This window comes from Cryobacterium sp. HLT2-28, assembly GCF_004402495.1.
Classification (GTDB): domain Bacteria; phylum Actinomycetota; class Actinomycetes; order Actinomycetales; family Microbacteriaceae; genus Cryobacterium; species Cryobacterium mannosilyticum.
In genome coordinates, this window is sequence record NZ_SOFH01000018.1 from 46079 (window position 1) to 71452 (window position 25374).

Consider the following 25374-nt stretch of genomic DNA (forward strand, 5'->3'; position numbering starts at 1 on the left):
CCGCTCCGATCCGCACTGTTTCGCACTGTTACGGGGTGGCTGGCGGGATCCCGGTCCAGTCTCCAGACTGGTGGAACCACAACGACCGACAGCGGAGGCGAACATGAGCAGGCACTCCTCGCCGTCACAGCGCTCCTCCGGGCAGGTCTCGTCCGGGCAGGTCTCGTCCGAGGACCTTCCCCGCCTCGCCATCGTCGAGGTCACCCGCCACCGCCCGGACCGGCCGGCCTACCACGCCAAGGTCCAGGTGCTCAACGCCTCCGCGGTCTCCGCCGGAGAGCAGGGCGGTTGGCGAGTCACTCGTCTCGCGGCCGCCGACATGACCCCGGCGGAACTGCTCGCGGCGACGGATGACAGCGACGCCATCCTGATCATGGGCGGCGAGGACATCACCCCCCGGTTCTACGGCGGCGCCGACGGCTATGAGGGCGAGACCCGGCACTACGACGCGGCCGACGACGGCCAGATCGCCCTCGTGCACCGTGCCGTGGAGCGGGACACCCCGCTCCTCGGAATCTGCCGCGGGCTGCAGATCATCAACGTCGCCCTCGGCGGCGGCATCGTGCAGCACATCGAGGACGGCATCCACCGAAACGTGAACGTGCCGGTCGACCAGATCCTGCGCGAGCACCCCGTCGAGCTCCTCGGCGGCAGCGGACTACTCGACAGCCTCGGCTCCGTCGCCGTCTCGGTGCAGAGCGCCCACCACCAGAGCGTCGGCCGGCTCGGCGCCGGACTGGTCCCCGCGGCGATCGCCCCGGACGGCCTCGTCGAGGCGGTCGAACACGAGTCGGCGCCGATCACCGGAGTGCAGTGGCACCCCGAGGCGCCGGATGCCCCGGCCGAGCAGCTGCCGCTCCTCCTCGCGGCCCTGCAGCGCCAGGTTGCCGACGCACGCCTCGCCGATCTCGTCGCGGCCTGATCTACTTGTACTGCCCAGCCTGATCGAATTGCGGCCTGATCGAATACCGGTCTGACTTCGTGGGGTCTGACCTCCGACCTGACGATTCACCGGGTTCGGGAATTCGAGGCCCCGGTCGGAGGGTTGGGGTCAGGGTGAGGTGCGCACCATCATCCGCGCACCGCCCCCGACAGAAGGAGAACCCGGAATGACGGCAGCAGTCTTAACAGTCCCCACCCTCGTGCTCAACAACGGGCAGGCGATCCCTCAGCTCGGTTTCGGCGTGTTCCAGATCGACCCGGCCGACACCAGGCGCGCCACGCTGGCAGCGCTGGAGGTCGGCTACCGCCACATCGACACCGCCGAGATGTACGGCAACGAGCAGGGCGTCGGCGAGGCCGTGCGTGAATCCGGGCTCGACCGCTCCGAGGTGTTCGTCACCAGCAAGCTCAACAACGGCTTCCACAAGCGGGAGGACGCCCTCGCGGCGTTCGACACGAGCCTGTCCACCCTCGGGCTCGACTATCTCGACCTGTTCCTGATCCACTGGCCGCTGCCGGCCGTCGGCGACTTCGTCGAGACCTGGAAGGCACTGGAGGAGATGCACGCCTCCGGACGGGTGAAGACCATCGGCGTCTCCAACTTCCAGCAGCACCACCTGCAGCGCCTCTTCGACGAGACCGGCACCGTTCCCGCGGTCAACCAGATCGAGGTGCACCCCTACCTCACCCAGGACGACCTGCGCGCGTTCAACACGGCGCACGGCATCGCGACCGAGGCCTGGTCGCCGATCGCCCAGGGCAAGGTGCTCGGCGATCCCGTCATCACGGCGATCGCCGACCGGGTCGGCCGCTCCGCCGCCCAGGTCACCCTGCGCTGGCACCTGCAGCGCGGCGACATCGTCTTCCCGAAGTCGGTGACCCGCGGCCGGGTCGAGGAGAACTTCGCCCTCTTCGACTTCGAACTCACCGCTGACGACGTCGCCGCCATCACGGCGCTGAACCGGGACGAGCGCACCGGTCCGAACCCGGACGAGTTCAACTACATCCCGTAACGGCTAACGGCTAACGGCTGACGGCTGAGGGCTCACAGGAACGTCGCGGCGAGGGCTGCGGAGAGGTCGGCGACGAGGTCGTCGGCGTCTTCCAGCCCCACCGAGAGGCGCAGGTGCCCGAACTCGCGGAACTCCGGCGGGTAGGCCGCCACCCTCGGGCCGGAGGCGTCGACGTGCACGATCAGGGTCTCGTCGTGCCCGAGCGACACGGCCGAGGTGATCACCCGCAGGTTCGACACGAACCGGTTCTGGGTCGCCGCGTCGCCGGTCACCGCGAACGCCATCATGCCGCCGAACCCCCGGCCGAACTGACGCACCGCGACGGCGTGCTGCGGATGCGACGCCAGCCCCGGGTAGGCGACGTAGGCCACCCGCGGGTCGGCCTCGAGGAACTCGGCGACCAGCTGCGCCGACGCGCAGTGCTGGCGCAGCCGAAGCGGCAGGGTGACCGAGCCGCGCATGATCAGCCAGGCGTTGAACGGGCTGATCACGCCGCCTACGTCGACCATGGCGTCGAGCTTGATCCGGCGGATCAGGTCGGCGCGGCCGATGACTGCGCCGCCCATCGCGTCGCCGTGCCCGTTGATGTACTTCGTCAGCGAGTGCACGACGAGGTCGGCGCCCAGCGCGAGCGGTCTGAACAGCGGCGGGGGAGTGAAGGTGTTGTCGATCGAGAGCAGGGCCCCGGCCGCGTGGGCGATCTCGGCGATGGCCGCGACATCCGTCACCTTGGTCGTCGGGTTGCCCACCGACTCGATGTGCACCAGCCGGGTTTCCGGGCGAATGGCCGCCAGCACGGCGGCCAGGTCGGTCGGGTCGACGAAGCTGGCCTGGATGCCGTACTTCTCCGGCAGCAGCTCGGTGAACAGCCGGTAGACGGCCTCGTAGGTCACGTCGGCGACGACGACGTGGTCACCGGTCTTCAGCAGCGTGAAGAAGATCGCGTGCAGGGCAGCCACGCCGCTCGCGAGGGCGACGGCGTCCTCGCCGCCCTCGAGCACGGCGAGCTTGCGCTGCAGTCCCAGCTGGTTGGCGCCGCTGTTGCGGGTGTACAGGGGAACGTCGGTGCCCGACCAGCTCAGGGCCGCGGGGTCCTCGGGGAGCGCATAGGAATTCGCCATCACGATGGGCGTGCGGAGCGCGCCGGACCCGGCATCGATCTCGTTGCCGGCGTGCACCGACTGGGTGGCGAACCCGAGGCTCTGCGGGTCGTGCTTATCGGGTCGGGCCTGGGTGCGCGGCGAGGTCATGGTTCCAACCTACGGGTGGACGCTGCCGCGCGCCGGAACGTTACGCTCGTCTACATGGCCCAGGACAGAAGACGCCGCACGCCGCGGCGGCGGACCCTGAGCCGTCGGCCGGCCTCGCCCAGATCAGGGTCAGGCGCGGGCGCATACCTCGCCATTCCGGCGTTCGTCGTGGTCTGCCTGGTGCTGAACGCAATCTGGCCGCTGTCGGTCTGGGTCGCGGGTGGCTACCTAGCGGCGAGCGTGTGCTGCTTCGTGGCCTATGCGGTGGACAAATCAGCGGCGACGGCAGGCCGCTGGCGAGTGCCGGAGAGCACCCTCCTCGTCTGGGGTGCCGTGGGCGGCTGGCCCGGCGCCATCGTCGCCCAGCAGACCCTCCGCCACAAGACCAAGAAGGCGAGCTTCCGTTCCGCCTTCTGGGGGACCGTTGTGCTGAACGTCGTCGCCTTCGTCGGGCTGGCCTCGCTGCTGTTGTCGGGAGTGATGGCCGGATAACGCTGTGCGGGCGGTCATCGAGGTCGAACGACAGAGGTCTCGGCGGGCCCGCTCGCCGTCGGTGGTCGAGCCGGTGGAGCCGGTCGAGACCCGACGGGCGGTCAGACCAACGGGAGCAACTCCGCGGTGCTGGTCACCGTGGCGAAGCCTCCGGCGGCCAGGTTCAGGGCGGTCATCCGCATGACCTCGTCCGCCGTGGCCGACAGAGGGGCCCCGTTCCGCGGCCCCAGCTCGACCAGGCCGAAGGTGCGGGTGGCGTCCAGGGGAACGATCACGTCGTAGCCGAGGTTGCCGCCCATCCGGGCGGTGGTCTCCACACACATATTGGTCTGGATGCCGCAGATCACAAGCTGGTGGATGCCCTGCCGACCGAGCCACTGGTGCAGGTCGGGGTCGCCGATGAAGGCCGAGTTCACATTCTTGGTCACCAGCAGGCTGGCCGGGAGCGCGGCGATGCTCGGTTTCAGCGCGTTCCCCGGCTTCCCCGGATGGAGCGACGACCCCGCACTCTTGCTGTCGTGGCGCACGACGACGATCGGCCGGCCGGTCGAGATCCAGGCTGTTGCGAGGGCGTCGATGTTGGCCTCGCAGCCGAGATTGGTGGTGGAGCCCCACTCGGACTCGTCGAATCCCTGCTGCACATCGATGATGACGAGTGCCGCGTTCGTGTCAATGCTGGTCATTCCTCCATCAAACCCCCTTTCGGCGGTCTCGCGCACCGTGGCGGGCATCCGTTTCGGACCAGGACCACCTGCCCCGTCCGGCGCCGGTTCCACGCTGCGTCCCAAGACGAGCAGAGTGATTCCCTTCGACATCCCCATCGACGATCCCGACCGTGCCGATGCCGGCTATCCGGGAAGGATCCGCAACCCGATCGACGTGGTGATCGGCTCCCGCTGCCCGCCGGAGTGCACGATGTGCGAACCGTCGACGGTGAGCTGGCTGGCGTGACAGCGGAGGGCGGCGGTCACCGTGGACAGGTGCCGGTCGAGCACAAACCACTCGCCGTCGGCGGCTGGCTCGTGCAGGATCTCCGCGAACGGCGTACCCACCGCGCGGCACGCGGCGAGTGCGGCATCGTGCATCCGCACATGGTCGGGGTGCCCGTAGCCCCCTCCACTGTCGTAACTGACGACGAGCGCCGGCCGCTGCGCCAGGATGAGGGCCGCGACATCCGCCGCCACCTCAGCCAGGGGTGCGATCGCGAGGGCGTCGCCGTCGACGTCGCGCGCGGGGCCGGCCAATCCCGGGCGGATCCAGGTCATGCCCGAGTCTCGGTAGCGGCGCGGGGCCAGGCCGGCTGCCCGGGCGGGCGGCTCACCGAGCCAGAATCGGTCGGCGACCCCGAGCGCGGCCGTGGCCCGCTGCAACTCCTGTTCGCGTGCCGTGGTCAGCGCGGCCGTGCCCTCGAGGCCCGAGAGCGGCCCCGGAACGACCTCACCACGTTCGCCGCGGGAGGCGGTGAGTAGCGACACCCGGATGCCGTGAGCGACCAGTTCCGCGATCAGGGCGCCGGTGGAGATCGTCTCATCGTCGGGGTGAGCGTGCACGAAGAGCACGGAGGCGCCCAGGCCCAGCAGGCTCACGCGATCGCGAGGTGCTGGTGGTGGTCGGCGCCGGGGTCGGTGAGAGCACGGTAGACGACCAGCAGGCCTGCGGCCGAGCGGGGCCAGTCCAGGTCTTCCGCGTGCTCGCGCCCCGCGACGGACAGGCGCCTGGCCAGGCCGGGGTTCGACAGGATCGTGTTGATGGCGCCGGCCCAGGCGGCGGGGTCGCGCGACTCGAGCACCACACCGGTGTCGCCGTGGAGGACGGCCTCGCGCAGGCCGCCGGATGCCGCGGCGACCACGGGCACGCCGCTCGCCGCGCCTTCGAGGGCGACCAGGCCGAACGTCTCGGAGTGGGAGGGGATGAGCACCACGCGAGCATCGCGCAGCAGCGCGGCCAGCGCGATCCGGGACTGCGGGCCGACGAACCGCACTCCGGCTCCGATCCCGTTCCTGGCCGCGAGCGCCGTGAGCTCGTCGACGTATCCGTTGAAGTCGGCCGAGGCGTCCCCGGCGATGACCAGCTCGGGGCGCACTGCTTCCGGGACCGCCGCGATCGCCTCGATCGCCAGGTCAAGGCCCTTCAGCGGTTGCAGACGCGCGGCCACGACGGCATAGCCGCGGCCCGTGGCGGGTTCCGGCGCGGTCGGACGGAAGAGGCTCCCGTCGACGCCCGGCGGCACGATGGCGACACGGTCCGGTGAGCCGCCGAGGCGTTCCACCACGGTCTCGGCCTCGGCAGCGCTGATCGCCACGACGGCGTCGGATTCGCGGGCGAGCCAGGCCTCTCCGGCCATCCGCCCGGGGGATTCCGGGCGTTCCCCGGCGGACAGCGGGGTGGACTCGTCGGCCGCGATGCTGTGGAAGCTCTGCACATGGGGCACCCCGCGGAGGCGGGCGAGGGGCAGGGCAGCCATCCCGGAGAACCAGTGGTGGGAGTGGTAGATGTCGTAGGGGCCGAGGGCGCTCATCCGCACACGGAACTCGTCGATGAACGCCTCGTGGTCGCCCTTCGCCACGGGTTCCGCCGGGCCGGCGTCGAGGTACCGCAGGGTGACCCCCGGGGTGAGCTGCACATTGCCGGCCAGTTCGAATGACGATCGCCGGGTGAGGATGTCCACGGTGTGGCCGGCCGCGGCCAGGGCCTCCGCCTGGTGGCGGACCACGACGTTCATGCCGCCGGCATCGCCCGAACCGGGTTCCGCGCCCGGCGAGGTGTGCAGGCAGACGAGCGCGATGTGGAGGGGAGGCAACGGGTGAGACACCAGAAGATCGTAGCCCAGCAGATTCGGCGTTCTCTGGGAAGTATTCCCCCGCGCCCGCAGCTCGGCGGATAGGCTGCGGGAATGGGGACCAGGGGAAAATTCTGGAAGGTCGGCCCGACAATTGCGTTGGCCGTGTCGGTTTCAGTGATCCTGTTCGTGGTCGTGATCATCAGCCTTAACCTGCGCACGGACAGGCCGACCACCCGCGCAGGCGTGATCGAGGAAGTGCTGGTCGACGTCGATTCGATCGCGGCGACGCTCCCCGCGGGCACCGTCGTGTCCACCTCGGACGCGAGCGCGGGCTCCGACTGCCCGGACGGCAGCGGCGGGGAAGAGGTCGCCGTGTCCCGCACGATGACCGTCGGGCCCGACTTCGACCGCTATGCCTGGGTCGACAGCGTCGCCCGGCACTATGAGGGAATGGGCTGGAGCGTCACCGCGAAGACCCTGGACAACCGGGACCACATCGCACTCAAACTCGTCGGCCAGCACCTCCTGACCTACCGGGTCACCGTCACGGACGAGACCGGCGTCCCGCAGGTGATCATCCGCTCCACCTCCCGGTGCACGGAGCCGGCGACTTCCATGAGAACCGGAGAAAACCGATGAGCACCGATCACACCCCGGTCACTCGGGCCCTTGAGGCCTACGGAGCCGCCGTCCGCGCGAAGGATGTCGACGCGTTCGTCGACATCCATGCCGATGACGTGCACGTCTTCGACGCGTGGGGCCGGTGGGAGCACGTCGGCATCGCCGCCTGGCGGGCGATGGCGACCGAGTGGTTCGGCTCCCTGGGCGCCGAGCTGGTCGACGTGGCCTTCACCGAGGTGCGCTCCTCCATCGGCGGCGACGTCGCCTTCGCGTCCGCCGCCGTGACGTATGCCGCGACGTCGGCGGCAGGGGAGCCCCTGCGCTCGATGACGAACCGCATCACCGCTAGGCGGCGGCCGCAAGCCCTGCCGCGAGCGGTGTCGTCGGCCTGCCGATGAGGCGAGCAAGGTCCCCGCTGGTCTCGCCGAGCAGGCCGTCACGGATGTTGGCGTCGAGCCCGACGACGAATCCCACCGTGCCCTCGTCCAGCCCGAAGCCCGCGAGCAGTTCCGCGTGCTCCGCCGGTGCGAGGTTGCGGAAGGCCACGTCCGTGCCGATCAGTGTTCCGATCGTCGCCGCTAGTTCGGCGAAGTCCCAGGCATGGTCGCCCGAGAGCTCGAGGGTGCGACCGGCGAGGGAGCCGTCCAGGAGGGCGACCGCCGCGGCATCCGCGTAGTCGGCCCGGCTGGCGCTGGCGACCCGCCCTGAGCCGACGCTCGCGACGATCTCGCCTGACTGGCGCGCCTTCTCGATCTCCCCGGCGTAGTTCTCGGTGTACCAGCCGTTGCGGAGGATCGTGAACGGAACCCCGGACGCGACCAGGAACTCCTCGGTCGCCTTGTGCTCGGGCGCCAGCAGCAGGTCCGAGGTGGTGGCCTGGGGTGCGCTCGTGTACACGATGCGGCCCACGCCGGCCTTCCTGGCCGCCGTGATCACGGTCGAGTGTTGGAGGAAGCGCCGGCCGAGTTCGGAGCCGGACACCAGGGCGAGCACGTCGCCGGGCCCCACGACCGCCGTCACCGTCTCGGGCCGCGCATAGTCGAGCACGGCCGTCCTCACGCCGAGGGCGGCCAGCGCCGCCAGCTTGCCCTCGTTTCGGGCAGTGGCGATGATGTCGGCGGGAGCCGCGCCCCGGGCGAGCAGGGACTCGATGATGAGACGGCCGAGGTGGCCGGAGGTTGCCGTGACGATGTATGACATGGGATGCCCTTTCGGTTGCTTGCCGGTGTCAACGAACGGCCGGTTCCATTACTTCCCCAACGCGGGTACCCCCTTTTTTGTAAGCTACCCACATGAAGGTAAGTTTTGAGGTTTCCCGCGCCCGGCCCGGCGCGGTCGGCGGCCTGTATCCGGCGAAGTGCGCCACCCGCACGGTTCTCGACCATGTGACCAGCAAATGGGGCGTGCTGGTGCTGCTGGCGCTCGAGCAGGACTCCCTCCGCTGGGGTGAACTGCGGCGGTCCATCGAGGGCATCAGTGAGAAGATGCTCGCGTCGACCCTGCGCACGCTCGAGGCGGACGGTTTCGTCAACCGGGAGGCGCAGGCAACCATCCCGCCGCGCGTCGACTATGAACTGACCGAGCGGGGCCGGCAGGTCACCCGCCGCCTGCTGCCGCTGATGGACTGGATCGCCGACAACGCCGACGAGATCGTGGCGCCAGGAGAGTGAAGCGACCTAACGGGTCGTGACGGTGCCGCCGAGTGAGGCGATGGCGCGCAGCGCTCGGGGGCCGGCAGCGAACCAGGCCACGACCATCACGGCCAGCGACGCAGCGAAGATCCAGAACCCGGTCCAGCCTTCGTCACTCGTCGCCGCGTACATGTGGTTCAGATTGCGGAGGGCGCCGGTCGCGAGAACCAGCGTGACGTGCACCGCGATGAAGACCAGGAAGAAGACCATCACGCCGACATGCACGACCCGGGTCGCGGCGATCGGGACCAGTCTGCTGAGCCTGCGCGACGTCCAGAGCGGTGACAGTCGGATGCCGGTGGCGAGGGCGAGAGGCGCGGCCACGAACACGATGCTGAAGTAACTCAGCGTCTGCAGGGCGTTGTAGTTGACCCAGCCGTCGCCGACGGGCCAGCCGAGTGACGCGTACTGGATCAGCGCGGAGACGGCGTTCGGGAAGATGTCCCAGCTGACCGGCACGATCCGCAGCCACTGGCCGGTGGCGAAGAGCAGCACGTAGAAGAGCAGCCCGTTGAGCGCCCAGAGGGCGTCGACGGTGAGGTGCAGCCAGACGTTGATTCCCATCCGGGTCGGTGCCCGCCGGGTGCGCAGGGCGCCGGTGTTCCGCCGGGTCCAGAACACGGTCGGACGCCCGGCCGTGCGCACCTGCCAGCCCGAGCGCACGATGAACAGGATGAAGAAGACGTTCAGGCCGTGCTGCCAGGCCAGCCAGGAAGGAAAACCGACGGGTGTCCCGGCCGGCAGCGCGGAGGCACCGGGATAGTCGACCAGGAAGGACTCGACCGCGGGCAGGGCGCGAATGCCCTTCGCGGCGAGCACGGCCGCGGCAAGGGAGAGGACCGCGACGGGCACGGCCCAGGCCAGGGTGAACCGGATGCTCCGGCCCGACCCGAAGAGCCGGGAGTTCTCCGCGGTCACCGTTCGCCCCGCCGGGCGATCGAGTTGTGCGGCATGAAGTCGGGTCTTCCTGGTCAGGCGGAAACGGTCGGCTGGCCGGCGCGCGGGGCGCCGACTATGCCATCATCGACCATTTCGTCCTCCGGGGCGCGTTCGCTTCGTAAAGCAACGAAACCTGGGTGTCCCGATGGGTGGAGCCGCGAAGTCGCAGCCCTCCCGCGCACGGCGGTTTCCCTAGTGCGGCCGGAGAACGATTTTGCCGATGTGCCGGCGTTCGGCGAACTCCTTCTGGGCGTCCGCGATCTCGGCCAGGGGGAATGTGCTGCTGATCTGAGGCCGGACCTGGCCGTCGCGAGCGAGCCCGACCAGCCGGCGGAAATGGACCCGTGTGTGCATGGAAGAACCGATCAGCTGCACATTATGGAGGTAAAGGCGGCGCAGGTCGAACTCGACGACCGGCCCGGCCACGGCGCCGGCGATCACCCAGCGGCCGTTGTCGCGGAGCAGCGGCATCATCGCGGCGAGCCCTGGCCCGCCGGCGATGTCGGCAACCACGTCCAGACCGAGGGGGGCCGCGGCACGGATCCGGGCCAGGACGTCGGGTGAATCCCGGTTGAAGACCTGGGCAGCCCCGTTCGCGAGCACGGCGTCGCCTTTGGACCCGCTGGTGAGCGCCAGTACGTGCGCTCCTCGAGCCGCCGCGAGCTGGACCAGCGCGAGTCCGACGCCCCCGGAGGAGCCCGTCACGAGCACCGTCTCGCCCGAGCGCGCGCTCGCGCGCTCCAGCATCCCGATCGCGGTGCCGAACGCGACCGGCAGGCACGCCAACTGCTCGTCGGACAGCGGCGAGTCCTGCACGTCGTGCGCATGCGAGGCAGCCACGGCGACGTACTGTGCGAACCCGCCGTCGGCCTCGCTGCCGAGGTAGCCCACCGGTGACGCGTCGTCGTCATCGGAGCCGTAGAGAGCCGGGTCGACGAGCACGCGGCGCCCCACCGGGTCACCGGTCACGCCCGGACCGACCTCCACGACGACGCCGGCGATGTCGCCGCCCTGGATGCGCGGGAAATCGAACGCGCCCAGCCACCCGGCCTGCGCCGCCGGGTCGTCGGGCAGCCCGTATGCGCCCTGACGGGTCCATAAATCGGTGTTGTTGACCGCAGCCGCAGTGACTTTCACCAGTACCTGACCGTGTTGCGGCCGGGGGCGGGGCCAATCGTGGTGCAGCTCGAGTGCGTCGGGGCCGCCGAATCTGGTCAGTACGGCTGCGGTCATGGTGTCCATCGGTCAAGCCTGCCAGCCTCGGCGGGCTTGTGCGAAAGCAGCCTCGCGGCGGAGGCGCGGTGAGACGCCCGGAAGCCCGGTCAGCAGGTTGCGAGCATGGAGGTGATCGCGTTCTTCTCGGCGGCGTCCATGGACAGGCCCCAGCCGTATTTCACGTGCACGACGTGCTTGGCGTAGGTGCAGCGGTACGAGGCCAGCGGCGGCTGCCATTCCGCCGCGTCCCGGTCGGATTTCGAGGCGTTGACGTTGTCGGTCACCGCGATCAGCTGGCCGTCGCCAAGGCTGTTGGCGAACTGCTGGCGCTTGCTGGTGGTCCAGGTTGCCGCCCCGGACCCCCACGCCTCGGACAGGGCGACCACGTGGTCGATGTCGACGTCCGACGACGCGTAGTTCCAGGTGCCGTCGTAGACCGAGTACCAGCTGCCCGAGGTTGCCGAGCAGGTCGAACTGGTCACGACACCGACGCCGTCACGCTTGAGCACCGTCTCCCGGGTGTCGCAGCTGCCCGACTGCGTGGACCAGTGCGGGAAGAGGTCCCGGGAGTAACCGGCGGAACTCGTCTCGACCTCGGTCGGGATCGCAGCCAGCTCGCTGTTGATCGTGCCGAGTGCCGGCGGGTCAGGCGGAGAGGCGAAGGCCTGGGCGGCCGTCAGCTGCGTCGCCACAACGACAAGTGCGCCGACCAGGATCAGGGCGGGGGATGGGTGTTTCATGAGGGCTCCTCGGTTCGACCGTGAACCGGGAATGGCGGTTCAACGGGTTACCTCGATCCTCTCGGCTGGCCCTTTCGCGCCGCTGGTCCCATCGGGTGAACACCCGGCGACCGCTCTACGCCACTGCGGCCAGTGCGGCCAGTGCGGCCAGGGTGTCTCGGGCGCGGGTCAGGGACGACCCGAGCCCCCATTCGACGGCCAACCGATCCAGTTCGGCTGCCCGTTCGCCGGGGCCGACCCGGATGCGCGCGTCGAAGTCGGGCAGGTCGAGGTCGCGGACGACCCTCACCACGGCCGGGGCGACCCTGAGGTAGGCGGAGGCGGCGGCGATCCTGGCTCGCACGGGCGCGGCCATCCCCGACGCGGGGTCTGCCGCTGCCGCGACGATCCCGTCGAGGCTGCCGAAGCTGGCCAGCAACGCGGCCGCCGTCTTCTCGCCGACGCCGGGCACGCCGGGCAGCCCATCGGAGGCGTCGCCGCGCATCGCGGCGAAGTCCGCGTACTGCGCCGGGCTGACTCCGTACTTGGCCCGGAGCGTGACATCCGTCAGGATCTCCAGCCGGGCCATGCCGCGCCCGGTGTAGATCACCCGCACGCTGCGGGAGTCGTCGACCAGTTGGAAAAGGTCCCGATCCCCGGTGACGACGTCCACCGGAAGCCGGGAATGCGAGGCCAGCGTGCCGATGACATCGTCCGCCTCGTGGTCCGGGGCGCCGATCACCGGCACCCCGAGCGCGCCGAGCACCTCACGGATGACCGGGACCTGAGGAACGAGCAAGTCCGGAACGTCCTCGATCGGGTGGCCGACGGCATCCGCCGGCTGCGCAGCGGCGACCCGGTGGGTCTTGTAGGTGGGAATCAGGTCCACCCGCCAACCGGGGCGCCAGTCGTCGTCCCAGCAGGCCACGATTTCGGTCGGCCGGAACTCCGAGGCGAGCCGGGCGATGATGTCGAGCAGCCCCCGGACGGCGTTCACGGGCGCGCCGTTCGGCGCCTGCACGGAATCGGGCACCCCGTGGAAGGCACGGAAGTACAGGGCGGCGGTGTCGAGGAGCATCAGGCGCTCGCGGTGATCGGTCACGGCGGCATCATCCCACACCGGCAATCTGAATGCGATCGACCCCGCCAGATGATGAACAATCGGGAGATTGGGCCTTCGGCTCCCTGTTCATCCTCGGCTTTCCCCTCGCCGCGACCTGTGCAGGAATCGGTGCGGCGCAGCACTCGGAGCGTGGGCAGCTGCAGGCGTGATCATCCGATAGCGGATTGATCCGTTCGGCTCATGTCGCCCGTCGCCGGGGCAGAACCCGTCGGGCCGTACCGCAGGAGAACAGTGCCCTTCCTCGACGGGGCCGCGGCGCTGAGCAGTTCAAGGGACAGGGGTGGTCCGTCGGCGGTGAAGAGGCGTTTGCCGGGACCGAGCACGATCGGGTAGACCCACAGATTCAACTGGTCGAACAGGCCGTCGGCGACGAGAGTGCGGGCGAAGTCGATGCTGCCGATCACGTGGATCTCCCGGTGTCGCTCGCGCAGAACACCCATTTCCGCGGCGAGGTCGCGGCCGAGCAGATGCGAGTCGCGCCAGGCGAGCTCCGGCGCGCCCCGCGAGGCGACGTACTTGGGGATCGCGTCGAACTTGCGAGCGATGTCGGCGTCGGGTCCCTCGAGGTGATGCGGCCAGTAGCCGGCGAAAATGTCGTAGGTGCGCCGTCCGAGCACCAGCGCGTCCATCGCGTGGATCCCCTCCGCTATCTGGGCGCCGTCGGTGTCGTCAATCAGGGGCGCCTGCCAGCCGCCGAAGGCGAATCCGCCGTCGGTGTCTTCGTCGGGGCCGCCGGGAGCCTGGGCGACCCCGTCGAGCGTAGTGAAGAGGTCGATGTGAATACGACCGGTCATGGAGATCTCCTATCGTCGCGGCAGGACGCCGTGTTCACGTCGCATGACGCGACCAACGCCGTACGGCTTCCTAACGTCTAAGGGAACGACACCTAGCTGACGGCTCTCTCCAGCAACGCCACCAGTCGCTTCTGATCGGCGGCGGTCAGCCTGGTCACGGCGTAGGAGCTCGGCCAGAAATTGCCTTCGTCGAGGTTCGCGTCCTGCTGAAAGCCGATGGTGGCGTACCTCCCCTTGAACTTGGCGGCGCTCTGGAAGAACACCACGACCTTGCCGTCAGCGTTGGTGTAGGCCGGCATGCCGTACCACGTCTTTGACCCGAGAATGGTGTGGCCCTTGACCAGTTGGTGCAGGGTCTCGGCCAACTCCTTATCCGTGCCGGTCAGCTCGGCGATCGCGGCAAGGCATGCTGCCTCCAGGTCGGCGCCCTCCTGTGCGGCCTTTGCTTCGGCCGCTGCTGCTCGCATTGCTGCCTTTTCCTCTTTACTGAAGGCGGTGCTCATGGTCTGTTCCTTTCAACTGTCGGGTCTACGCCGCAACTCTAGGCGGAACCAGATGGGCGTGCTTCCTTGATCCTGCTCGGCTTGGTTGGCATCCGTGCAATGCGACCAGGCAGTTCGGTGAGGTGACCCCGGCTGGGTCGGGTGGTTTCGGGCATTCACTCAGTACTTCGCTGCTGCCCGTGCGCTCGGATCAGGCGGCCAAGTGAAACGTGCTCGCGAAGCGGTCGAGGAGGTCGTCGCGGCCGCGCAGAACCTCGACCACACCGGTCGCGATCGCGAACGATGAGCAGCGACCAGCGCTCACCGATCAGCTCGACGGCCCGCGTTATCCCATCGAACTGGCCGTAGTCGCGTGCAGCCACCGACCTCAGGCCTGCTGGTTCTCGACGGCAGGGATGTCAGCCGCGGCCGGGTCGAACCAGCCGAACTCGATGGCATTGCCGTCCGGGTCAGTCAGTCCTCGCTGGTACATGAAGCCGTAGTCGGCGGCGGGGCGGGGCTCAGCGGCACCGGCCGCAAGACCGTCGGTGGCCGCCTTGTCGACGGCTTCGCGCGTGTCGAGGTAGATCGATGTCGACGCCGACGGGTTCACCGCGGGATCGCCGATGGGGAGGTCGGTGAAGGTTTGGAAGAACTCGCGGAGCATCAGCATCAAGAAGCTGTGTCCCTCTTCAACAATGAAGCAGGCGGCGTTGTGGTCACTCATCCGCGGGTTGAAAGTGAGACCGATCGCCTCGTAGAACGCCTTCGAGCGCTCAAGGTCGGTCACAGGCAGGCCGACGAATACTGCAGTCATGGTTCTCCCTCTCGTGAGTCGGTATGTTGACGATGTCGATTCAGAACGTGAGCATCATGGTGTCCGACTTGCCGACCCGTCCCGCGATGACGAAGCCGTTACTCACGTACAGGGCGCGGGCTCGTTCGTTCTCGTCTTCGACACTCAAACTCAGTCCCTGGAGGCCACGATCCGCTGCGGCCCGGATGGTCTGCTCCAGAAGAACGCGGCCCACGCCTTGCCCTCGATGAGTACTTGCCACGCCCATGCCTAATTCAGGGATGCCTTCGTCAACGAATCCGTATCCGGGATCGTCGGCCGTCATGAACCTCGCCCAGGTCGCGCCGACCGGATTGCCCTCTGCCTCGTGTGCCAGGAAACCGAAGTCTGAGCTTCGTTTCCAATCGGAGAGGTAATGCCAAATATCGGGGTTTTTCATGATCGATTGCAGAGTTGCGGGTGGCTGGTCTTGGCGCCAGTTGACTGCTTCCAGCAGCATCGCGGCGAGAAAGTCGATGTCCTCAGTGGCAGCATCGCGGATGTGCACTGTCATGGCGCTGTTCCTCAGTTCCCAAAAGTGGCTATGTCGACTTGTCGACGTGGTTTGCGCGCTTAGCGATGGAACATGCCTCGAGTGTTGCAGTCATTACGCGTGACGTCCAGTCACGACCCTCGGGTTCTGTCTGGGCGTCAACGAACTTCTACCGGAAGTGCCTCCGTCAATGCGGCTCCCTTCATCAATCACGAGCTCGGTCGCGAGAGCGCTTGCTCCCAAGCAGTTCGATTTTGGCTGACGTATTCGGTCGCGTCACGCCAGAAATCGCCGTGTCCGCTCTCGTACATATCCGCCCAGGGTTGGAGACCGGTCTCGTGTGAGGTGCGCAGTAGTTCGAACATAGCGGCGGTCCGCTTCGCCATCGTTGCTGGAAGCGCGTCGCGGAGCGCGGTGTCGGCCTCGTACCCTTCGACCAAAGCACGCAGCCTGAGTCCAGCGGACTCGACGGGTTCACCGGCAACGAGCATGCCAAAGGCTTGGGCCGCGTACGCCAGGTCCCACAGTCGAGTGCTCGGTCCTGCACCATCCCAATCTATGAAAACCCAGCGATCCCCGATGACAAGGTTCCACGGCGCGAGGTCGTTGTGACACATCAGGTTCGGGTCGTCAACTGGCAGCAGCATCTCCCAGCCATCAGGGTCGGGAATTGGAACAGATTCACTCGCATCGTGGATACGGCGGATCATCTGCCCGACGCGTCGCAGATCGTCGGTGCCTAGCGGCATCTGATCCAACGCCATCACGCCTTCGACAAATTCGACAGATTGCCGGCCGGACTCGTCGCGGCCGAGCGGCCGTGGAGCATCTACACCGTGCGAACGGAGCTCTGCAAGATAGCTCTGCATGACCGAGGTATTGCTGATCCAGGGCTTTCGGACAGTGTCGCCCACTCGCACAACAGCGCCTGACGCGTTGCCTCCAGTGAGTTCCAGTTCGTCCTCGCCCATGCCATCACGCTACCGTCCTGAAGTCGAACCGCTTTCGGAACCCTATCGACACTGGTGTCACTGGTGATACCGCGTGTCCATGCCAATGACCCTTCGCTTGACCGATGATGAGGCCGACGCCCTGCGTCGCCGTGCCGAGTACGAGAGGCGGTCCATGCAGGACGTCGCCAAGCAGGCAGTGCGTGAATACGTCGAGAACCACAGCCGACAGGACCTGCTGGGCAGTGTCCTTGACGAGGAGCTCCCGCGCTACGCCGAAGCGCTTGACCGCCTCGGCAAGTGATCTACCTCACCTGGCGGGCGCGAGAGTTGCAAACGCTTCATCGCCAAGACAAGTCGTTTGCCTGCCACGAGTCTCACCAGGAGTGAGGTTTTGGGGGCGCTCGTTCGGGTGCGGCACAGGAACGGCCGGCTGGCTTCTCAAGCGTTCAGACCAGGGTCAGCGCCCGGTTTCGAAGCCGAAGGTCAGCACTTGGCACCAATCATGAGATGGAGGCCGCGCGCTGAAGCCGGTCTTCGCGGGGAGAACTCTCCGGATCGGCGCGGACGTCCTAAAACACACCTTGCTCAACCCACCTAAAGCGGCCGCAAGCCGGACGGCCACTACGACAGAGTCGGGGCTAAACCACCAGCGGCCGAGAATGCCGATGCTGTGTCACTTGGGAAGGTCCCGCGGAACGTCCACGGCGCTCGCAAACAGGGGCAGCGATGCCAGACCGGTTACTGCTCCGTGGTCATTTCTTCCGACCGCGCCAAGTAGCCAGCCCATGGCGGCGTCCTCGGTCGGTCTCCACCCAGCCCTCCTTCTCGATCTCGCCTCGGAGTTTGAGCAGGCTCTCGGTCGTCTTGGGTGCAAAGGTCTCGTCCGGAGCTGTCGGGGTGACCGCACGGGCGACGCAAACAAGTCACTCTTGTGCCGGACTTCGCCGCCGCCCCGGCCGCGGAATCGGAGGGTCATGTTGCTCGGCGCTTGCCCCGCCCAACGGTCTGATGAGTCATCACGACACTCATCGAGCGCGCCGGGCCGCTTCCCTGGACAGGCTGAGGCGGCGCCCGGAATTCTCCTATGCTGGGTGCCCAGGTGGGAGTACGGTCGGGCCATGAAACCACAAACCCGATTCCTGTCCAGCGCCCTCGCCGTCGTCTTCGCCGTTTCGGCAGTGGTCGCTGCCGGTGGCCTTCCGGCCTCCGCCGCGCCCGCGGCCCCGGTCAACAAATACGTCGCCCTGGGTGACTCCTACGCGGCGGGGCAAGGCGGTGGTGGCTACACGGGCAGCTGCCTGCAAAGTCCGAACGGCTACCCGGCGGTGCTGGATGCGGTCAAGGGGACCAACCTGCTGCGCAACGTAAGCTGCAGCTCGGCCACGACCGTCGACGTCACCTCCACCCAGTTGTCGGCCCTGAACCGGGGGACCACGCTGGTCACCCTGACCGTGGGGGGTAACGACCTCAACGTCGCCGGCGTCGCGGCGGCGTGTGCCTCGGCGGACGTGGCGGCGTGCGGGGCTGCCATCTCCTCGGCCGGGGATTTGCTCTACTCCGGTGAGCTGATAGTCCGTCTGGCCGCGACGTACGCGCAGGTCGCGGTCGCGGCCCCGAACGCCCGCGTGGTCGTAACCGGCTACCCGCTTCTCTTCGCTCCCTCGGCCAACCCGCTGATCAGCCAAGTCAACGGCGCCACGGTGGTCCTGAACCAGACCATCCAAGGTGTCGTGGTCCAAGCCCAGGCAGCCCGTCCGAACGCGAGCATCGGCTACGTCGATGTGTCCGCGGCTTTCGCAGGTCACGCCATCGGCGACGCCGATTCCTGGGTCAACTTCGCCGGCCAGGATGCATTCCATCCGACCCCCGCCGGCTATCGGGCGTACGCGGCGGCCATCCGGGCGGTCTTGTAGCGCCGCGGCCGAGGCCCACACCTCACCCGTTGCTCCTGACGCAGTTCGACGATTCGTGTCTTGTTCACAGGTTTAATATTGACGCCACCTCTCCCGTTGGCACCACGCCACGGTGACGCCAGTGAACCGCCACATAGCCGCCACTTGCGCGGCACGCCATTCTCCTCGGGACGATCACTGCACGCAGCGAGTCTGGCTCCCGGCCGGCAACGTCGCAGAGAAACCGCTTCGCCAGTCAGCGAACCCTCAGAGGTGAAGCGGCATGCAGATCGGGGCCGTCCGGGTTCAGTCTGATCAGAGCTATGTCAGCAGCAGGCGCCCGTATCGGCGGTCCGTTCGCCCGTGAGGGCGATGATCGGCACTGCGCAGGCGTCGCCCTTCCAAGCTTCCGCACCCTCCCGGATGGCAAACCCTGCGATCACGAGGGCGGCGATCGAATCCGCCCACGCCCACCCCAGGAACGAATTGAGCAGCAGCCCGGCCAGGAGAGCGGCGGACAGGTAGCTGCAGATCAGGGTCTGCTTCGAGTCCGCCACGGCCGACGCGGATCCCAGCTCCCGGCCGGTGCGACGTTCGAACCAGCTCAGGACAGGCATGACGGCGAGGCTGACGGCGGCAAGCGCGATCCCGACGGGGCTGTGCTCCGCTTCGCGAAGGCCGAAGAGCGACAGGCAGGAATCGACGATCACGTAGGCGGCCAGGCCGAAGAAGGAGTATGCAACGACGCGCAGCGCGACCTTCTCGCGCTTCTCCGGGTCGGGGGCGGCGAATTGCCAGGCGATCGCGGCCGCAGAGAGAACTTCGACGATGGAGTCGAGACCGAAGCCGATCAGGGCGGCAGAGGATGCCACGGTGCCGGCGGTGAGCGCGATGACCGCCTCGATCACGTTGTAGGTGATCGTGACGGCGACGACGAGCCGGATTCGGCGTTGAAGGATCAGTTTCCGGACCGGGTCCAGGGCGGGGGCGGGTCCGCTCGTGGTGGCGGTCATGCTCTGGTCCCGCAACAGAGGGGCAGATCGCAGTCTTCGTCGCAGCATTCGACGCCGTCGTCCACCGCGAGCACAACGGCGAAGAGCAACGTCAGCGCTCGGGTCAGGTGTTGGTCGACGATTTCGTACCGTGTTTGTCGGCCCTCCGTCACGGCGGCAACAATGCCGCAACCGCGCAGGCAGCTCAAATGGTTCGATACGTTCGAGCGTGTGAGGTCGAGGTCGCGCGCCAGCCGGGCGGGATAGCCGGGCTGCTCGAGGAGGCTGAGCAGGATCCGTGAACGGGTCGGATCGGCCATTGCACGGCCGAGCCGGATCATGACATCGAGGCGCGAAGCAATCGTCAGCATGAACTGACCATACAGCCACCGATGACCATTGGTTGAACTCGGTGAACGAACGTTGAGTGACGCGCACGGAGCGTGAATTGCAGAGGCAGGAGGCTGCTCACCTGGGGTGTCACGGATGGGTATCTGTTGAGACGGGCGAGCGGCTAGAGTCCGATCACGGAGTAGCGGCGGTCGATTCCCGTGTCCGGTGGTCGAATAGTCACCGGCCCAAGCGCCATCACCCCGCCGCGACTACGGCAAACTAGGACCACACGAGAGTGGCCCTGTTTTCACTTGGCAGAAATACCCTTGTCTTCAGTGGGCGTCCACAAGCCACCCCCGCTCTCGGCTTCGAACACACCCCGCACCAGGAGGAGCAATGAGCATCTTCACTGGCCTGAGCGCCTTCCCCCTGACCCCGTTTCAGAACGATGCGGTCGACGAGCACGCGTATATCGGCCTGATCCAAAGGTTGAGTGTTGCGAAGGTGGACTCGATCACAACGCTGGGCTCGACGGGCTCCTATGCCTATCTCACCCCGAACGAGCGTGCCCGCGTCGCAGGTATTGCCGTTGAGCATGCTGGCGAGACGCCCGTTTTCGCGGGGGTTGGGGCGCTGCGAACCTCCCAGATCCTCACGAACATCGACCATGCCGAACAAGCCGGAGCCGCAGGAGTGCTGCTGGCTCCGATGAGCTACCAGCCCCTCACCGACGACGACGTATTCGAGCTGTTTCGCACCGTCACCGAGCACACCGAGCTTCCCGTGATCGTCTACGACAACCCCGGCACCACCCACTTCACCTTCAGCATCGACCTCTACGCCCGCATCGCCCGCCTGCCGGGGATCGCGTCGATCAAGATCCCCGGGGTGCCTTCCGACCCCGCCGCAGCCCGCGCCCACGTCTCGGCGGTCCGAGCCGAGGTGCCCAAGCACGTCACGATCGGCGTGTCCGGTGACGCATTCGCCGCGACGGGTTTGAATGCGGGATGTGATGCCTGGTATTCGGTCATCGGGGGTATCGTCCCTGCGGCTGCGCTCGCAATCACGCGAGCCGCACAAGAAGGCCGGGCGGCGGACGCGGCGGCAGAATCAGAACTGCTCGCCCCGCTGTGGCGTCTGTTTGCCGAGTTCGGAGGCAGTCTGCGCGTGGTCGCTGCCATCGCGGAGCACCTCGGCCTCGCCCCGCACGAGAGCCTGCCGCTCCCGATCCTAGGGCTGACCGAGGCGCGACGGGCACGTATCGCCGAGGTGGTGAATGAGCTCCGACTCGACCGATGAACCCACTCATCGGGTCCCGTCCCAGCACGGCGGACACGGTGGTCGCTATCCCGGCAAGTATTCGCGAGCAGCGCGCGGGGCTGGCCTCGCTTGAAACTGCCTGCGGCTGCGCACAATGGGGACCCCTATCGAGACGACTTCCTGCCACAGCGCGGTAGGCGGGCGTGGGGCCTTCTGTTTTCCCTGACGACGCGCGTTGATAATAGTCCGCTGGCGCCCCATCGGGCGGAGGAGCAGAATGTTCGTCATCGAGTTTCAACGTCGACCGGGAAGGTAAATGAGCGACCTCGATGTGCGCGAATTATTTCTGCGGGCAATCACGGACAACGACCCGGAGGCCATGCGCGAAGGCCTCCAGCGTTTGTTCGGTCTCACCGGGGAGGGGCTCTCACCGGACGCTGAGTTTCGGCTTCGTGACGAAGACTACGTGATGGAGATGCCGCAGTCGGGGGAGCGCATCCGTGGACGTGAGGCCATGCGGGCAATGCAGGAGGCTTTTCCTGTTCCCCCCTCGATCACCCTGCGCCGAGTCGTGGGGTCGGGGCAAATCTGGGTCGTCGAGGGGATGAATGACTATGCCGGGGACGTGTGGCACGTGGTGGTCATTCTGGAGTTCGGAGCGGACGGGTCGATCATCCGCGATACCCGCTATTACACGCAAAAGTCGGAGGCACCCGGATGGCGGGCCGACTGGGTGGAGCCCATCGACTAGACGACTCTGCTCGGGGCAAGGCTCCGCGAACGAGCGACATGCCCATGTACGGGCATCAAATGACCGGAAAGTGTGGAACGGTCAGCTGGAACGGGGAGCGTTGCTATCCAGGTGGTTGGACGATCGTTATTGCGGTAGTTGTGTTCGTCGGTCTGGGTAGGCTGGCGGTGCCAGATCAAACTTTTGGACGATGTCTTTGACATACCTGATGAGCCAACTCGGGGCATCCGGCGAAGCGCAGGCAGTTATCGGTGCGGGCCTCAATGCTGTGATGGCCGTCACCGGGGCGGCTGCGTTGCTCCTCATGGCGATCCACCTGGGCTGGGCGCTAATTGTTTTGCTGCGCAACCGCGATGTCGAAATGAAACGCTTCCATAGGTTTTCACTCCTTGTTTGGGCCATCTGGCTCGTCCCATATTTCACCGGCGCCATAGGCACCAGCTTGGGCTGAGTCTGGCCACCGGCCGTCATTTTTCAGCGACCGGTTACGTGCAGCTGAAGACTCCTTTCGACAACGTCGAATACTCCGTGATTGAGATACCCTTTGCCGTCCGCATAACGGCAAATCTCACCGCCCTCGTTTGACGTCTGTATTAAACGGAACCCCAACGGGGATTCTCTTAGACTCGATCCCGTGACTGGCAATGTGGTTCGAGAGGCGTATGCCGATCGAGCCGAGGAGTACACGTCGTTGCTCGGATCGATGGCGAATACGCACGAATCGGATCAGCGGCTGGTCGCCAAGTGGGCGAGCGACCTGCGGGGGCCGGTAATCGATGCGGGATGCGGTCCTGGGCATTGGACGGATTTCCTCAGGAAGCTCGGTGTCGAGGCGGAGGGCGTCGATCAGGTTCAAGAATTTATCGGACGAGCGAAAGCAAGATTTCCGGCGGTCTCGTTCCGAATCGGCTCACTTGGCGATCTCGACGTCCCAGACGGGTACGCAGTGGCAGTTCTTGCTTGGTACTCCGTCATCCACCTTGCCCCCGATGAGTTGACATCGGTCTTGCGTGAGTTCGCTCGATGCATTGCACCTGGCGGCAGTCTCCTCGTCGGCTTCTTCGAGGGCGACGCCGTTGTGCCGTTTCCGCACGCCGTCACCACCGCGTATTTCTGGCCCGTCGGCGAGATGAGCGCACAGCTCGAGACCGCAGGATTCAAGGTTCACGAGGTGCATACTCGAACCGATCCGGGCAAGCGACCCCACGCCGCGATCATCGCCCGCCGAACCGACCTGTCAATCGCCTCCTTAGGTCTCGACTAGCGGGAAACTCCGATTCCGCTTGGTCCACGGGAAGGGAAGCGCAGCCGTCAAAACGGACTGTTTCATGGACCAACCTTCTGCGGGGCGCCGAAGACAGCGCGCCCGGGTTGGGCCCCGCTCCGTGTGGAGCCACCGAAGTGGCGAGGCTCGGTGGGCTTGGTCAGTGGTTTGATGTCAGTGCCTGGCCGATGATGCGGGCTCCGTCGGCGAACGCGCCGGGGTTGGGGCCTGAGTAATTCAGTCTGATGAAGGGTCCGGTGGGTTCGGCGGGGAACCAGCTTGTGCCTGCGGCGATCATGACTCCGGCGGCTTCGCAGTCGGCGACCAGGCGGTCGAGGTCGGTTGCGTCGGGCAGTCGAGCCCAGAGATTGAGGCCGCCGGCGGGGACGGTGGCGACGTGTGCGTCGGGTGCGTGTGCTCGCAGGCTCGTGAGCAGGAGGTCGCGTCGTGCCCGCAGCTGGGGGCGGAGGTTGCGGAGGTGGGTCTGCCAGCCGGGTTGGGTGACGACGTCGAGTGCTGCGGCCTGGAGGATCCCGCTGACGTACATCGATTCGGCCCCGCGGTCGGCGAGGATGCGCTCGCGGGCGGGCCCTCGGGCGACGATGGCCGCGATGCGCACGGAGGGCGAGACGCTCTTGGTGAGCGAACGCACGTAGACGACGTGTCCGGCGTCATCGCGAGCGGCTACAGGGCGCGGGTCTGTGTCGATGCCGAAGTCATGAGCCCAGTCGTCCTCGACCAGGAACGCGCCATGCGCTCGCACAACGTCCAGGATCTGGGTCGTGGCGGCATCCGACCACTGCGCACCGGTGGGGTTGGCGTAAGTGGGTTGCGCGTAGAAAACGCGGGAGCCGGTTTCCTGAAATGCGCGGGCGAGTGCGTCTGGATCGGGGCCATTGGGCCCCGACGGGACGGGGACGACCTCGACGCGAGCCTGGGCTGCGGCCTGAATCGCACCCGAGTAGGTCGGCGATTCCATCAGCAGCGGCTGTCTGGCGGTGACGAGGGCGCGAAAGATCGTGGCCAGACCGCTCTGGCTTCCGGGGAGCACAATGACATCGCTCGGCAGCGGCGGCGTCACGCCGACCGGCGTCGCGGCGCCGAGCTCGTGGGCGAACCAGGACTGTAACTCCAGAAGTCCCGCCACCGGTGAACGGGTCAGCGCTGCATCGCTGCGGGCCGCGCGGGCCAGCGCGGATCGGATCAACCGCTCCGGCTGGAGTTCACGGTCGGGGTAGCCGGCGTGCAGCGCGATCGCGCCCTGCGGCGCTTCACGAAGTGCGGGACTCAGCGCGGAGAGGCGGTACTCCGGGGAACGCATCGCCGCAGTCTGCCAGCCGTAATCGAGCGGGCGCGCGGTCCGCACCGCGCGAACAAACGTTCCCGCTCCGGGGCGCGTCTCGATGAGGCCGTGAGCCACGAGAGTGCGGAGGGCTTTCTGAACCGTCACCGGGCTCGCCCCATACTCCGCGACGAGCGCCCGACTGGTCGGTAGCCGCGCGCCGGGCGCGCTGCCCGCAATCCACTCACGCAGTGCGGCCACGATCCGAAAACTGCTATCGTTATCCATGTTGGATCATAGTAGCGCTATCAAGAATGTGCCCGCACCGCTATCACCATCGCGGGCCGGCTTGGCGTGGGGGCTGCTCGGCGTTGCCGCGTTCTCCTTCACCGTTCCCTTCACCCGGGTGGCTGTCGAGGGCATGTCTCCGCTTTTCATCGGGTCCGGGCGCGCCGTTATCGCCGCGGTGCTCGCGGCGGCCGCCCTGGCCATCACCCGACAGCGTCTTCCTCGCGGCATCCAGTGGTCTCGCCTGGCCGTGGTCGCGGGCGGCGTGGTCATCGGCTTCCCCCTCCTGACATCGTTCGCTCTCACCACTGCCTCGGCCAGTCACGGTGCCGTCGTGATCGCCCTGCTCCCAGCCGCAACCGCCGTCATGGCCGTCATTCGTGGCACGGAACGTCCGCCCCTGCCCTTCTGGATTATGGCCACCGTCGGCGCGCTGGTGGCCGTGGCTTTCGCGTCCGCGCCAGGCGGCGGAATCGTTGGATTTCACTGGTCGGATCTGCTCCTTTTTGGCGCCGTGGCGGCCGCCGCCATCGGATACGCCGAAGGAGGCCTGCTCGCGAGAGAGATCGGGTCTTGGCAGACCGTGTCCTGGGCGCTGCTGCTGGCCTCGCCCTTGATGGTCACACTGACCGCGATCGCCATCGTCGAACATCCCCCCACCGGCACGCCGACCCAGTGGGCGGCCTTTGCGTACCTCGGAGCCGTGAGCATGTTCCTGGGCTTCTTCGCCTGGTACCGCGGACTGGCAATTGGGCCCATGACCCAAGTCAGCCAGGTGCAACTTACCCAACCCGTCCTGAGTCTCCTCTGGGCGGCCGTGATCCTCCGCGAAGTGCTGACGTGGCAAACGATCATCGGCGGCATCGCCGTCATCCTCTGCGCCGGCATGGCTGTACGAACACGCCTGAACCGCGCCCCACCCACGCGCACCATCCAGCCCCCCGTAAACGAACCAGCACCGGTAAAGG

At 67.3% G+C, this 25374-nt stretch carries 29 protein-coding genes and 1 pseudogene; 13 read left to right on the forward strand and 17 right to left on the reverse strand.

Annotated features, from left to right (window positions below; all coding sequences use genetic code 11):
- Nucleotides 1-103 precede the first annotated feature (103 nt).
- Complete coding sequence (locus tag E3O48_RS07795) at nucleotides 104-922, forward strand: gamma-glutamyl-gamma-aminobutyrate hydrolase family protein (protein WP_134537984.1); 819 nt, start codon at nucleotides 104-106, stop codon at nucleotides 920-922.
- 187 nt (nucleotides 923-1109) lie between these two features.
- Entirely contained in the window at nucleotides 1110-1955 is an 846-nt protein-coding gene (locus tag E3O48_RS07800; RefSeq protein ID WP_134537985.1) for an aldo/keto reductase, read from the forward strand.
- 32 nt (nucleotides 1956-1987) lie between these two features.
- On the opposite strand, the gene E3O48_RS07805 is transcribed toward E3O48_RS07800, so the two are convergent.
- Entirely contained in the window at nucleotides 1988-3205 is a 1218-nt protein-coding gene (locus E3O48_RS07805; RefSeq protein ID WP_134537986.1) for a PLP-dependent aspartate aminotransferase family protein, read from the reverse strand.
- 54 nt (nucleotides 3206-3259) lie between these two features.
- Here E3O48_RS07805 and E3O48_RS07810 point away from each other — a divergent pair, with 54 nt between their 5' ends.
- A complete protein-coding gene (locus tag E3O48_RS07810) occupies nucleotides 3260-3697 on the forward strand; it encodes a DUF1294 domain-containing protein (RefSeq protein ID WP_134537987.1) in 438 nt (145 codons plus the stop codon).
- A 101-nt stretch (nucleotides 3698-3798) separates the two neighbouring features.
- Here the strand turns inward: E3O48_RS07810 and E3O48_RS07815 are convergent, their stop codons facing one another.
- The 3 genes from E3O48_RS07815 to E3O48_RS07825 all read right to left on the reverse strand — a co-directional run bounded on the left by E3O48_RS07815 (nucleotide 3799) and on the right by E3O48_RS07825 (nucleotide 6509).
- Nucleotides 3799-4380 carry a cysteine hydrolase family protein gene (locus E3O48_RS07815; RefSeq protein ID WP_134537988.1) on the reverse strand — a complete coding sequence of 194 codons (582 nt, stop codon included), beginning with the start codon at nucleotides 4378-4380 and terminating at the stop codon, nucleotides 3799-3801.
- 165 nt (nucleotides 4381-4545) lie between these two features.
- Nucleotides 4546-5283 carry a PIG-L deacetylase family protein gene (locus E3O48_RS07820; protein WP_134537989.1) on the reverse strand — a complete coding sequence of 246 codons (738 nt, stop codon included), beginning with the start codon at nucleotides 5281-5283 and terminating at the stop codon, nucleotides 4546-4548.
- Nucleotides 5280-6509 (reverse strand): glycosyltransferase, encoded by a 1230-nt coding sequence (locus tag E3O48_RS07825; RefSeq protein ID WP_241982454.1) that lies wholly within the window; start codon nucleotides 6507-6509, stop codon nucleotides 5280-5282. The genes E3O48_RS07820 and E3O48_RS07825 overlap by 4 nt, the downstream gene beginning before the upstream one ends.
- Before the next feature lie 132 nt (nucleotides 6510-6641).
- Here E3O48_RS07825 and E3O48_RS07830 point away from each other — a divergent pair, with 132 nt between their 5' ends.
- Both E3O48_RS07830 and E3O48_RS07835 read left to right on the forward strand, forming a co-directional pair.
- A complete protein-coding gene (locus tag E3O48_RS07830; RefSeq protein ID WP_134537990.1) occupies nucleotides 6642-7118 on the forward strand; it encodes a hypothetical protein in 477 nt (158 codons plus the stop codon).
- Nucleotides 7115-7498 carry a nuclear transport factor 2 family protein gene (locus E3O48_RS07835; protein WP_134537991.1) on the forward strand — a complete coding sequence of 128 codons (384 nt, stop codon included), beginning with the start codon at nucleotides 7115-7117 and terminating at the stop codon, nucleotides 7496-7498. Before E3O48_RS07830 ends, E3O48_RS07835 begins: the two co-directional genes overlap by 4 nt.
- Here E3O48_RS07835 and E3O48_RS07840 read toward each other — a convergent pair.
- Complete coding sequence (locus E3O48_RS07840; RefSeq protein ID WP_134537992.1) at nucleotides 7446-8300, reverse strand: NAD(P)H-binding protein; 855 nt, start codon at nucleotides 8298-8300, stop codon at nucleotides 7446-7448. The two genes, E3O48_RS07835 and E3O48_RS07840, sit on opposite strands and share 53 nt — an antisense overlap.
- A gap of 92 nt (nucleotides 8301-8392) precedes the next feature.
- Here E3O48_RS07840 and E3O48_RS07845 point away from each other — a divergent pair, with 92 nt between their 5' ends.
- Nucleotides 8393-8770 carry a helix-turn-helix domain-containing protein gene (locus E3O48_RS07845; RefSeq protein ID WP_134537993.1) on the forward strand — a complete coding sequence of 126 codons (378 nt, stop codon included), beginning with the start codon at nucleotides 8393-8395 and terminating at the stop codon, nucleotides 8768-8770.
- 6 nt (nucleotides 8771-8776) lie between these two features.
- On the opposite strand, the gene E3O48_RS07850 is transcribed toward E3O48_RS07845, so the two are convergent.
- The 9 genes from E3O48_RS07850 to E3O48_RS07900 form a co-directional block, all read right to left on the reverse strand.
- Nucleotides 8777-9709, reverse strand: a complete 933-nt coding sequence (locus tag E3O48_RS07850; RefSeq protein ID WP_370249478.1) for a cytochrome b/b6 domain-containing protein — start codon at nucleotides 9707-9709, stop codon at nucleotides 8777-8779.
- Nucleotides 9710-9922: 213 nt separating this feature from the next.
- Nucleotides 9923-10972 carry a zinc-binding dehydrogenase gene (locus E3O48_RS07855; RefSeq protein ID WP_198413043.1) on the reverse strand — a complete coding sequence of 350 codons (1050 nt, stop codon included), beginning with the start codon at nucleotides 10970-10972 and terminating at the stop codon, nucleotides 9923-9925.
- An 80-nt stretch (nucleotides 10973-11052) separates the two neighbouring features.
- Complete coding sequence (locus E3O48_RS07860) at nucleotides 11053-11685, reverse strand: HNH endonuclease family protein (RefSeq protein ID WP_134537994.1); 633 nt, start codon at nucleotides 11683-11685, stop codon at nucleotides 11053-11055.
- Nucleotides 11686-11800: 115 nt separating this feature from the next.
- A complete protein-coding gene (locus tag E3O48_RS07865; protein ID WP_134538187.1) occupies nucleotides 11801-12742 on the reverse strand; it encodes a 5'-3' exonuclease in 942 nt (313 codons plus the stop codon).
- A gap of 194 nt (nucleotides 12743-12936) precedes the next feature.
- A complete protein-coding gene (locus E3O48_RS07870) occupies nucleotides 12937-13581 on the reverse strand; it encodes a dihydrofolate reductase family protein (protein WP_134537995.1) in 645 nt (214 codons plus the stop codon).
- Nucleotides 13582-13673: 92 nt separating this feature from the next.
- Nucleotides 13674-14084, reverse strand: a complete 411-nt coding sequence (locus E3O48_RS07875; RefSeq protein ID WP_134537996.1) for a hypothetical protein — start codon at nucleotides 14082-14084, stop codon at nucleotides 13674-13676.
- A gap of 367 nt (nucleotides 14085-14451) precedes the next feature.
- Complete coding sequence (locus tag E3O48_RS07890; protein WP_134537997.1) at nucleotides 14452-14880, reverse strand: VOC family protein; 429 nt, start codon at nucleotides 14878-14880, stop codon at nucleotides 14452-14454.
- Between the two features lie 40 nt (nucleotides 14881-14920).
- Entirely contained in the window at nucleotides 14921-15412 is a 492-nt protein-coding gene (locus E3O48_RS07895; RefSeq protein ID WP_134510760.1) for a GNAT family N-acetyltransferase, read from the reverse strand.
- Between the two features lie 188 nt (nucleotides 15413-15600).
- A complete protein-coding gene (locus E3O48_RS07900; protein ID WP_134537998.1) occupies nucleotides 15601-16362 on the reverse strand; it encodes a phosphotransferase in 762 nt (253 codons plus the stop codon).
- Between the two features lie 79 nt (nucleotides 16363-16441).
- On the opposite strand from E3O48_RS07900, the gene E3O48_RS07905 reads away from it, so the two are divergent.
- A complete protein-coding gene (locus E3O48_RS07905) occupies nucleotides 16442-16645 on the forward strand; it encodes a ribbon-helix-helix protein, CopG family (protein ID WP_174774773.1) in 204 nt (67 codons plus the stop codon).
- Between the two features lie 817 nt (nucleotides 16646-17462).
- Nucleotides 17463-18257: an SGNH/GDSL hydrolase family protein gene (locus E3O48_RS17615; RefSeq protein ID WP_166788651.1), complete on the forward strand. Its 795-nt coding sequence runs from the start codon at nucleotides 17463-17465 to the stop codon at nucleotides 18255-18257.
- Between the two features lie 305 nt (nucleotides 18258-18562).
- Here E3O48_RS17615 and E3O48_RS07915 read toward each other — a convergent pair whose 3' ends face one another.
- Both E3O48_RS07915 and E3O48_RS07920 read right to left on the reverse strand, forming a co-directional pair.
- The gene (locus E3O48_RS07915; protein ID WP_134538000.1) at nucleotides 18563-19249 is read right to left on the reverse strand and encodes a cation transporter; all 687 of its coding nucleotides are present in this window, start codon (nucleotides 19247-19249) and stop codon (nucleotides 18563-18565) included.
- The gene (locus tag E3O48_RS07920; RefSeq protein ID WP_134510764.1) at nucleotides 19246-19599 is read right to left on the reverse strand and encodes a helix-turn-helix transcriptional regulator; all 354 of its coding nucleotides are present in this window, start codon (nucleotides 19597-19599) and stop codon (nucleotides 19246-19248) included. Before E3O48_RS07920 ends, E3O48_RS07915 begins: the two co-directional genes overlap by 4 nt.
- 358 nt (nucleotides 19600-19957) lie before the next feature.
- Between E3O48_RS07920 and E3O48_RS07925 the strand changes: the two genes are divergently transcribed.
- From E3O48_RS07925 to E3O48_RS07940, 4 genes are all read left to right on the forward strand, one after another.
- Nucleotides 19958-20860 (forward strand): dihydrodipicolinate synthase family protein, encoded by a 903-nt coding sequence (locus tag E3O48_RS07925; RefSeq protein WP_134538001.1) that lies wholly within the window; start codon nucleotides 19958-19960, stop codon nucleotides 20858-20860.
- A gap of 277 nt (nucleotides 20861-21137) precedes the next feature.
- Nucleotides 21138-21572 carry a nuclear transport factor 2 family protein gene (locus tag E3O48_RS07930; protein WP_134538002.1) on the forward strand — a complete coding sequence of 145 codons (435 nt, stop codon included), beginning with the start codon at nucleotides 21138-21140 and terminating at the stop codon, nucleotides 21570-21572.
- Between the two features lie 190 nt (nucleotides 21573-21762).
- Nucleotides 21763-22023, forward strand: a complete 261-nt coding sequence (locus tag E3O48_RS07935) for a hypothetical protein (protein WP_134538003.1) — start codon at nucleotides 21763-21765, stop codon at nucleotides 22021-22023.
- Nucleotides 22024-22206: 183 nt separating this feature from the next.
- Entirely contained in the window at nucleotides 22207-22836 is a 630-nt protein-coding gene (locus E3O48_RS07940; RefSeq protein ID WP_241982455.1) for a class I SAM-dependent methyltransferase, read from the forward strand.
- A gap of 160 nt (nucleotides 22837-22996) precedes the next feature.
- On the opposite strand, the gene E3O48_RS07945 is transcribed toward E3O48_RS07940, so the two are convergent.
- Entirely contained in the window at nucleotides 22997-24406 is a 1410-nt protein-coding gene (locus tag E3O48_RS07945; RefSeq protein WP_134538004.1) for a PLP-dependent aminotransferase family protein, read from the reverse strand.
- Here E3O48_RS07945 and E3O48_RS07950 point away from each other — a divergent pair.
- Nucleotides 24405-25319, forward strand: a pseudogene (locus tag E3O48_RS07950) (DMT family transporter); the annotation flags it as partial. The gene E3O48_RS07945 and the pseudogene E3O48_RS07950 sit on opposite strands and share 2 nt — an antisense overlap.
- Nucleotides 25320-25374 lie beyond the last annotated feature (55 nt).

Bases quoted from the DNA above. Each gene is read 5' to 3' on its own strand.
- E3O48_RS07795 (WP_134537984.1), top strand. From the start codon at position 104: ATGAGCAGGCACTCCTCGCCGTCACAGCGCTCCTCCGGGCAGGTCTCG.
- E3O48_RS07800 (WP_134537985.1), top strand. From the start codon at position 1,110: ATGACGGCAGCAGTCTTAACAGTCCCCACCCTCGTGCTCAACAACGGG.
- E3O48_RS07805 (WP_134537986.1), bottom strand. From the start codon at position 3,205: ATGACCTCGCCGCGCACCCAGGCCCGACCCGATAAGCACGACCCGCAG.
- E3O48_RS07810 (WP_134537987.1), top strand. From the start codon at position 3,260: ATGGCCCAGGACAGAAGACGCCGCACGCCGCGGCGGCGGACCCTGAGC.
- E3O48_RS07815 (WP_134537988.1), bottom strand. From the start codon at position 4,380: ATGACCAGCATTGACACGAACGCGGCACTCGTCATCATCGATGTGCAG.
- E3O48_RS07835 (WP_134537991.1), top strand. From the start codon at position 7,115: ATGAGCACCGATCACACCCCGGTCACTCGGGCCCTTGAGGCCTACGGA.
- E3O48_RS07840 (WP_134537992.1), bottom strand. From the start codon at position 8,300: ATGTCATACATCGTCACGGCAACCTCCGGCCACCTCGGCCGTCTCATC.
- E3O48_RS07845 (WP_134537993.1), top strand. From the start codon at position 8,393: ATGAAGGTAAGTTTTGAGGTTTCCCGCGCCCGGCCCGGCGCGGTCGGC.
- E3O48_RS07855 (WP_198413043.1), bottom strand. From the start codon at position 10,972: ATGGACACCATGACCGCAGCCGTACTGACCAGATTCGGCGGCCCCGAC.
- E3O48_RS07860 (WP_134537994.1), bottom strand. From the start codon at position 11,685: ATGAAACACCCATCCCCCGCCCTGATCCTGGTCGGCGCACTTGTCGTT.
- E3O48_RS07865 (WP_134538187.1), bottom strand. From the start codon at position 12,742: ATGCTCCTCGACACCGCCGCCCTGTACTTCCGTGCCTTCCACGGGGTG.
- E3O48_RS07870 (WP_134537995.1), bottom strand. From the start codon at position 13,581: ATGACCGGTCGTATTCACATCGACCTCTTCACTACGCTCGACGGGGTC.
- E3O48_RS07875 (WP_134537996.1), bottom strand. From the start codon at position 14,084: ATGAGCACCGCCTTCAGTAAAGAGGAAAAGGCAGCAATGCGAGCAGCA.
- E3O48_RS07890 (WP_134537997.1), bottom strand. From the start codon at position 14,880: ATGACTGCAGTATTCGTCGGCCTGCCTGTGACCGACCTTGAGCGCTCG.
- E3O48_RS07895 (WP_134510760.1), bottom strand. From the start codon at position 15,412: ATGACAGTGCACATCCGCGATGCTGCCACTGAGGACATCGACTTTCTC.
- E3O48_RS07900 (WP_134537998.1), bottom strand. From the start codon at position 16,362: ATGGGCGAGGACGAACTGGAACTCACTGGAGGCAACGCGTCAGGCGCT.
- E3O48_RS07905 (WP_174774773.1), top strand. From the start codon at position 16,442: ATGCCAATGACCCTTCGCTTGACCGATGATGAGGCCGACGCCCTGCGT.
- E3O48_RS17615 (WP_166788651.1), top strand. From the start codon at position 17,463: ATGAAACCACAAACCCGATTCCTGTCCAGCGCCCTCGCCGTCGTCTTC.
- E3O48_RS07915 (WP_134538000.1), bottom strand. From the start codon at position 19,249: ATGACCGCCACCACGAGCGGACCCGCCCCCGCCCTGGACCCGGTCCGG.
- E3O48_RS07920 (WP_134510764.1), bottom strand. From the start codon at position 19,599: ATGCTGACGATTGCTTCGCGCCTCGATGTCATGATCCGGCTCGGCCGT.
- E3O48_RS07925 (WP_134538001.1), top strand. From the start codon at position 19,958: ATGAGCATCTTCACTGGCCTGAGCGCCTTCCCCCTGACCCCGTTTCAG.
- E3O48_RS07930 (WP_134538002.1), top strand. From the start codon at position 21,138: ATGAGCGACCTCGATGTGCGCGAATTATTTCTGCGGGCAATCACGGAC.
- E3O48_RS07935 (WP_134538003.1), top strand. From the start codon at position 21,763: ATGTCTTTGACATACCTGATGAGCCAACTCGGGGCATCCGGCGAAGCG.
- E3O48_RS07945 (WP_134538004.1), bottom strand. From the start codon at position 24,406: ATGGATAACGATAGCAGTTTTCGGATCGTGGCCGCACTGCGTGAGTGG.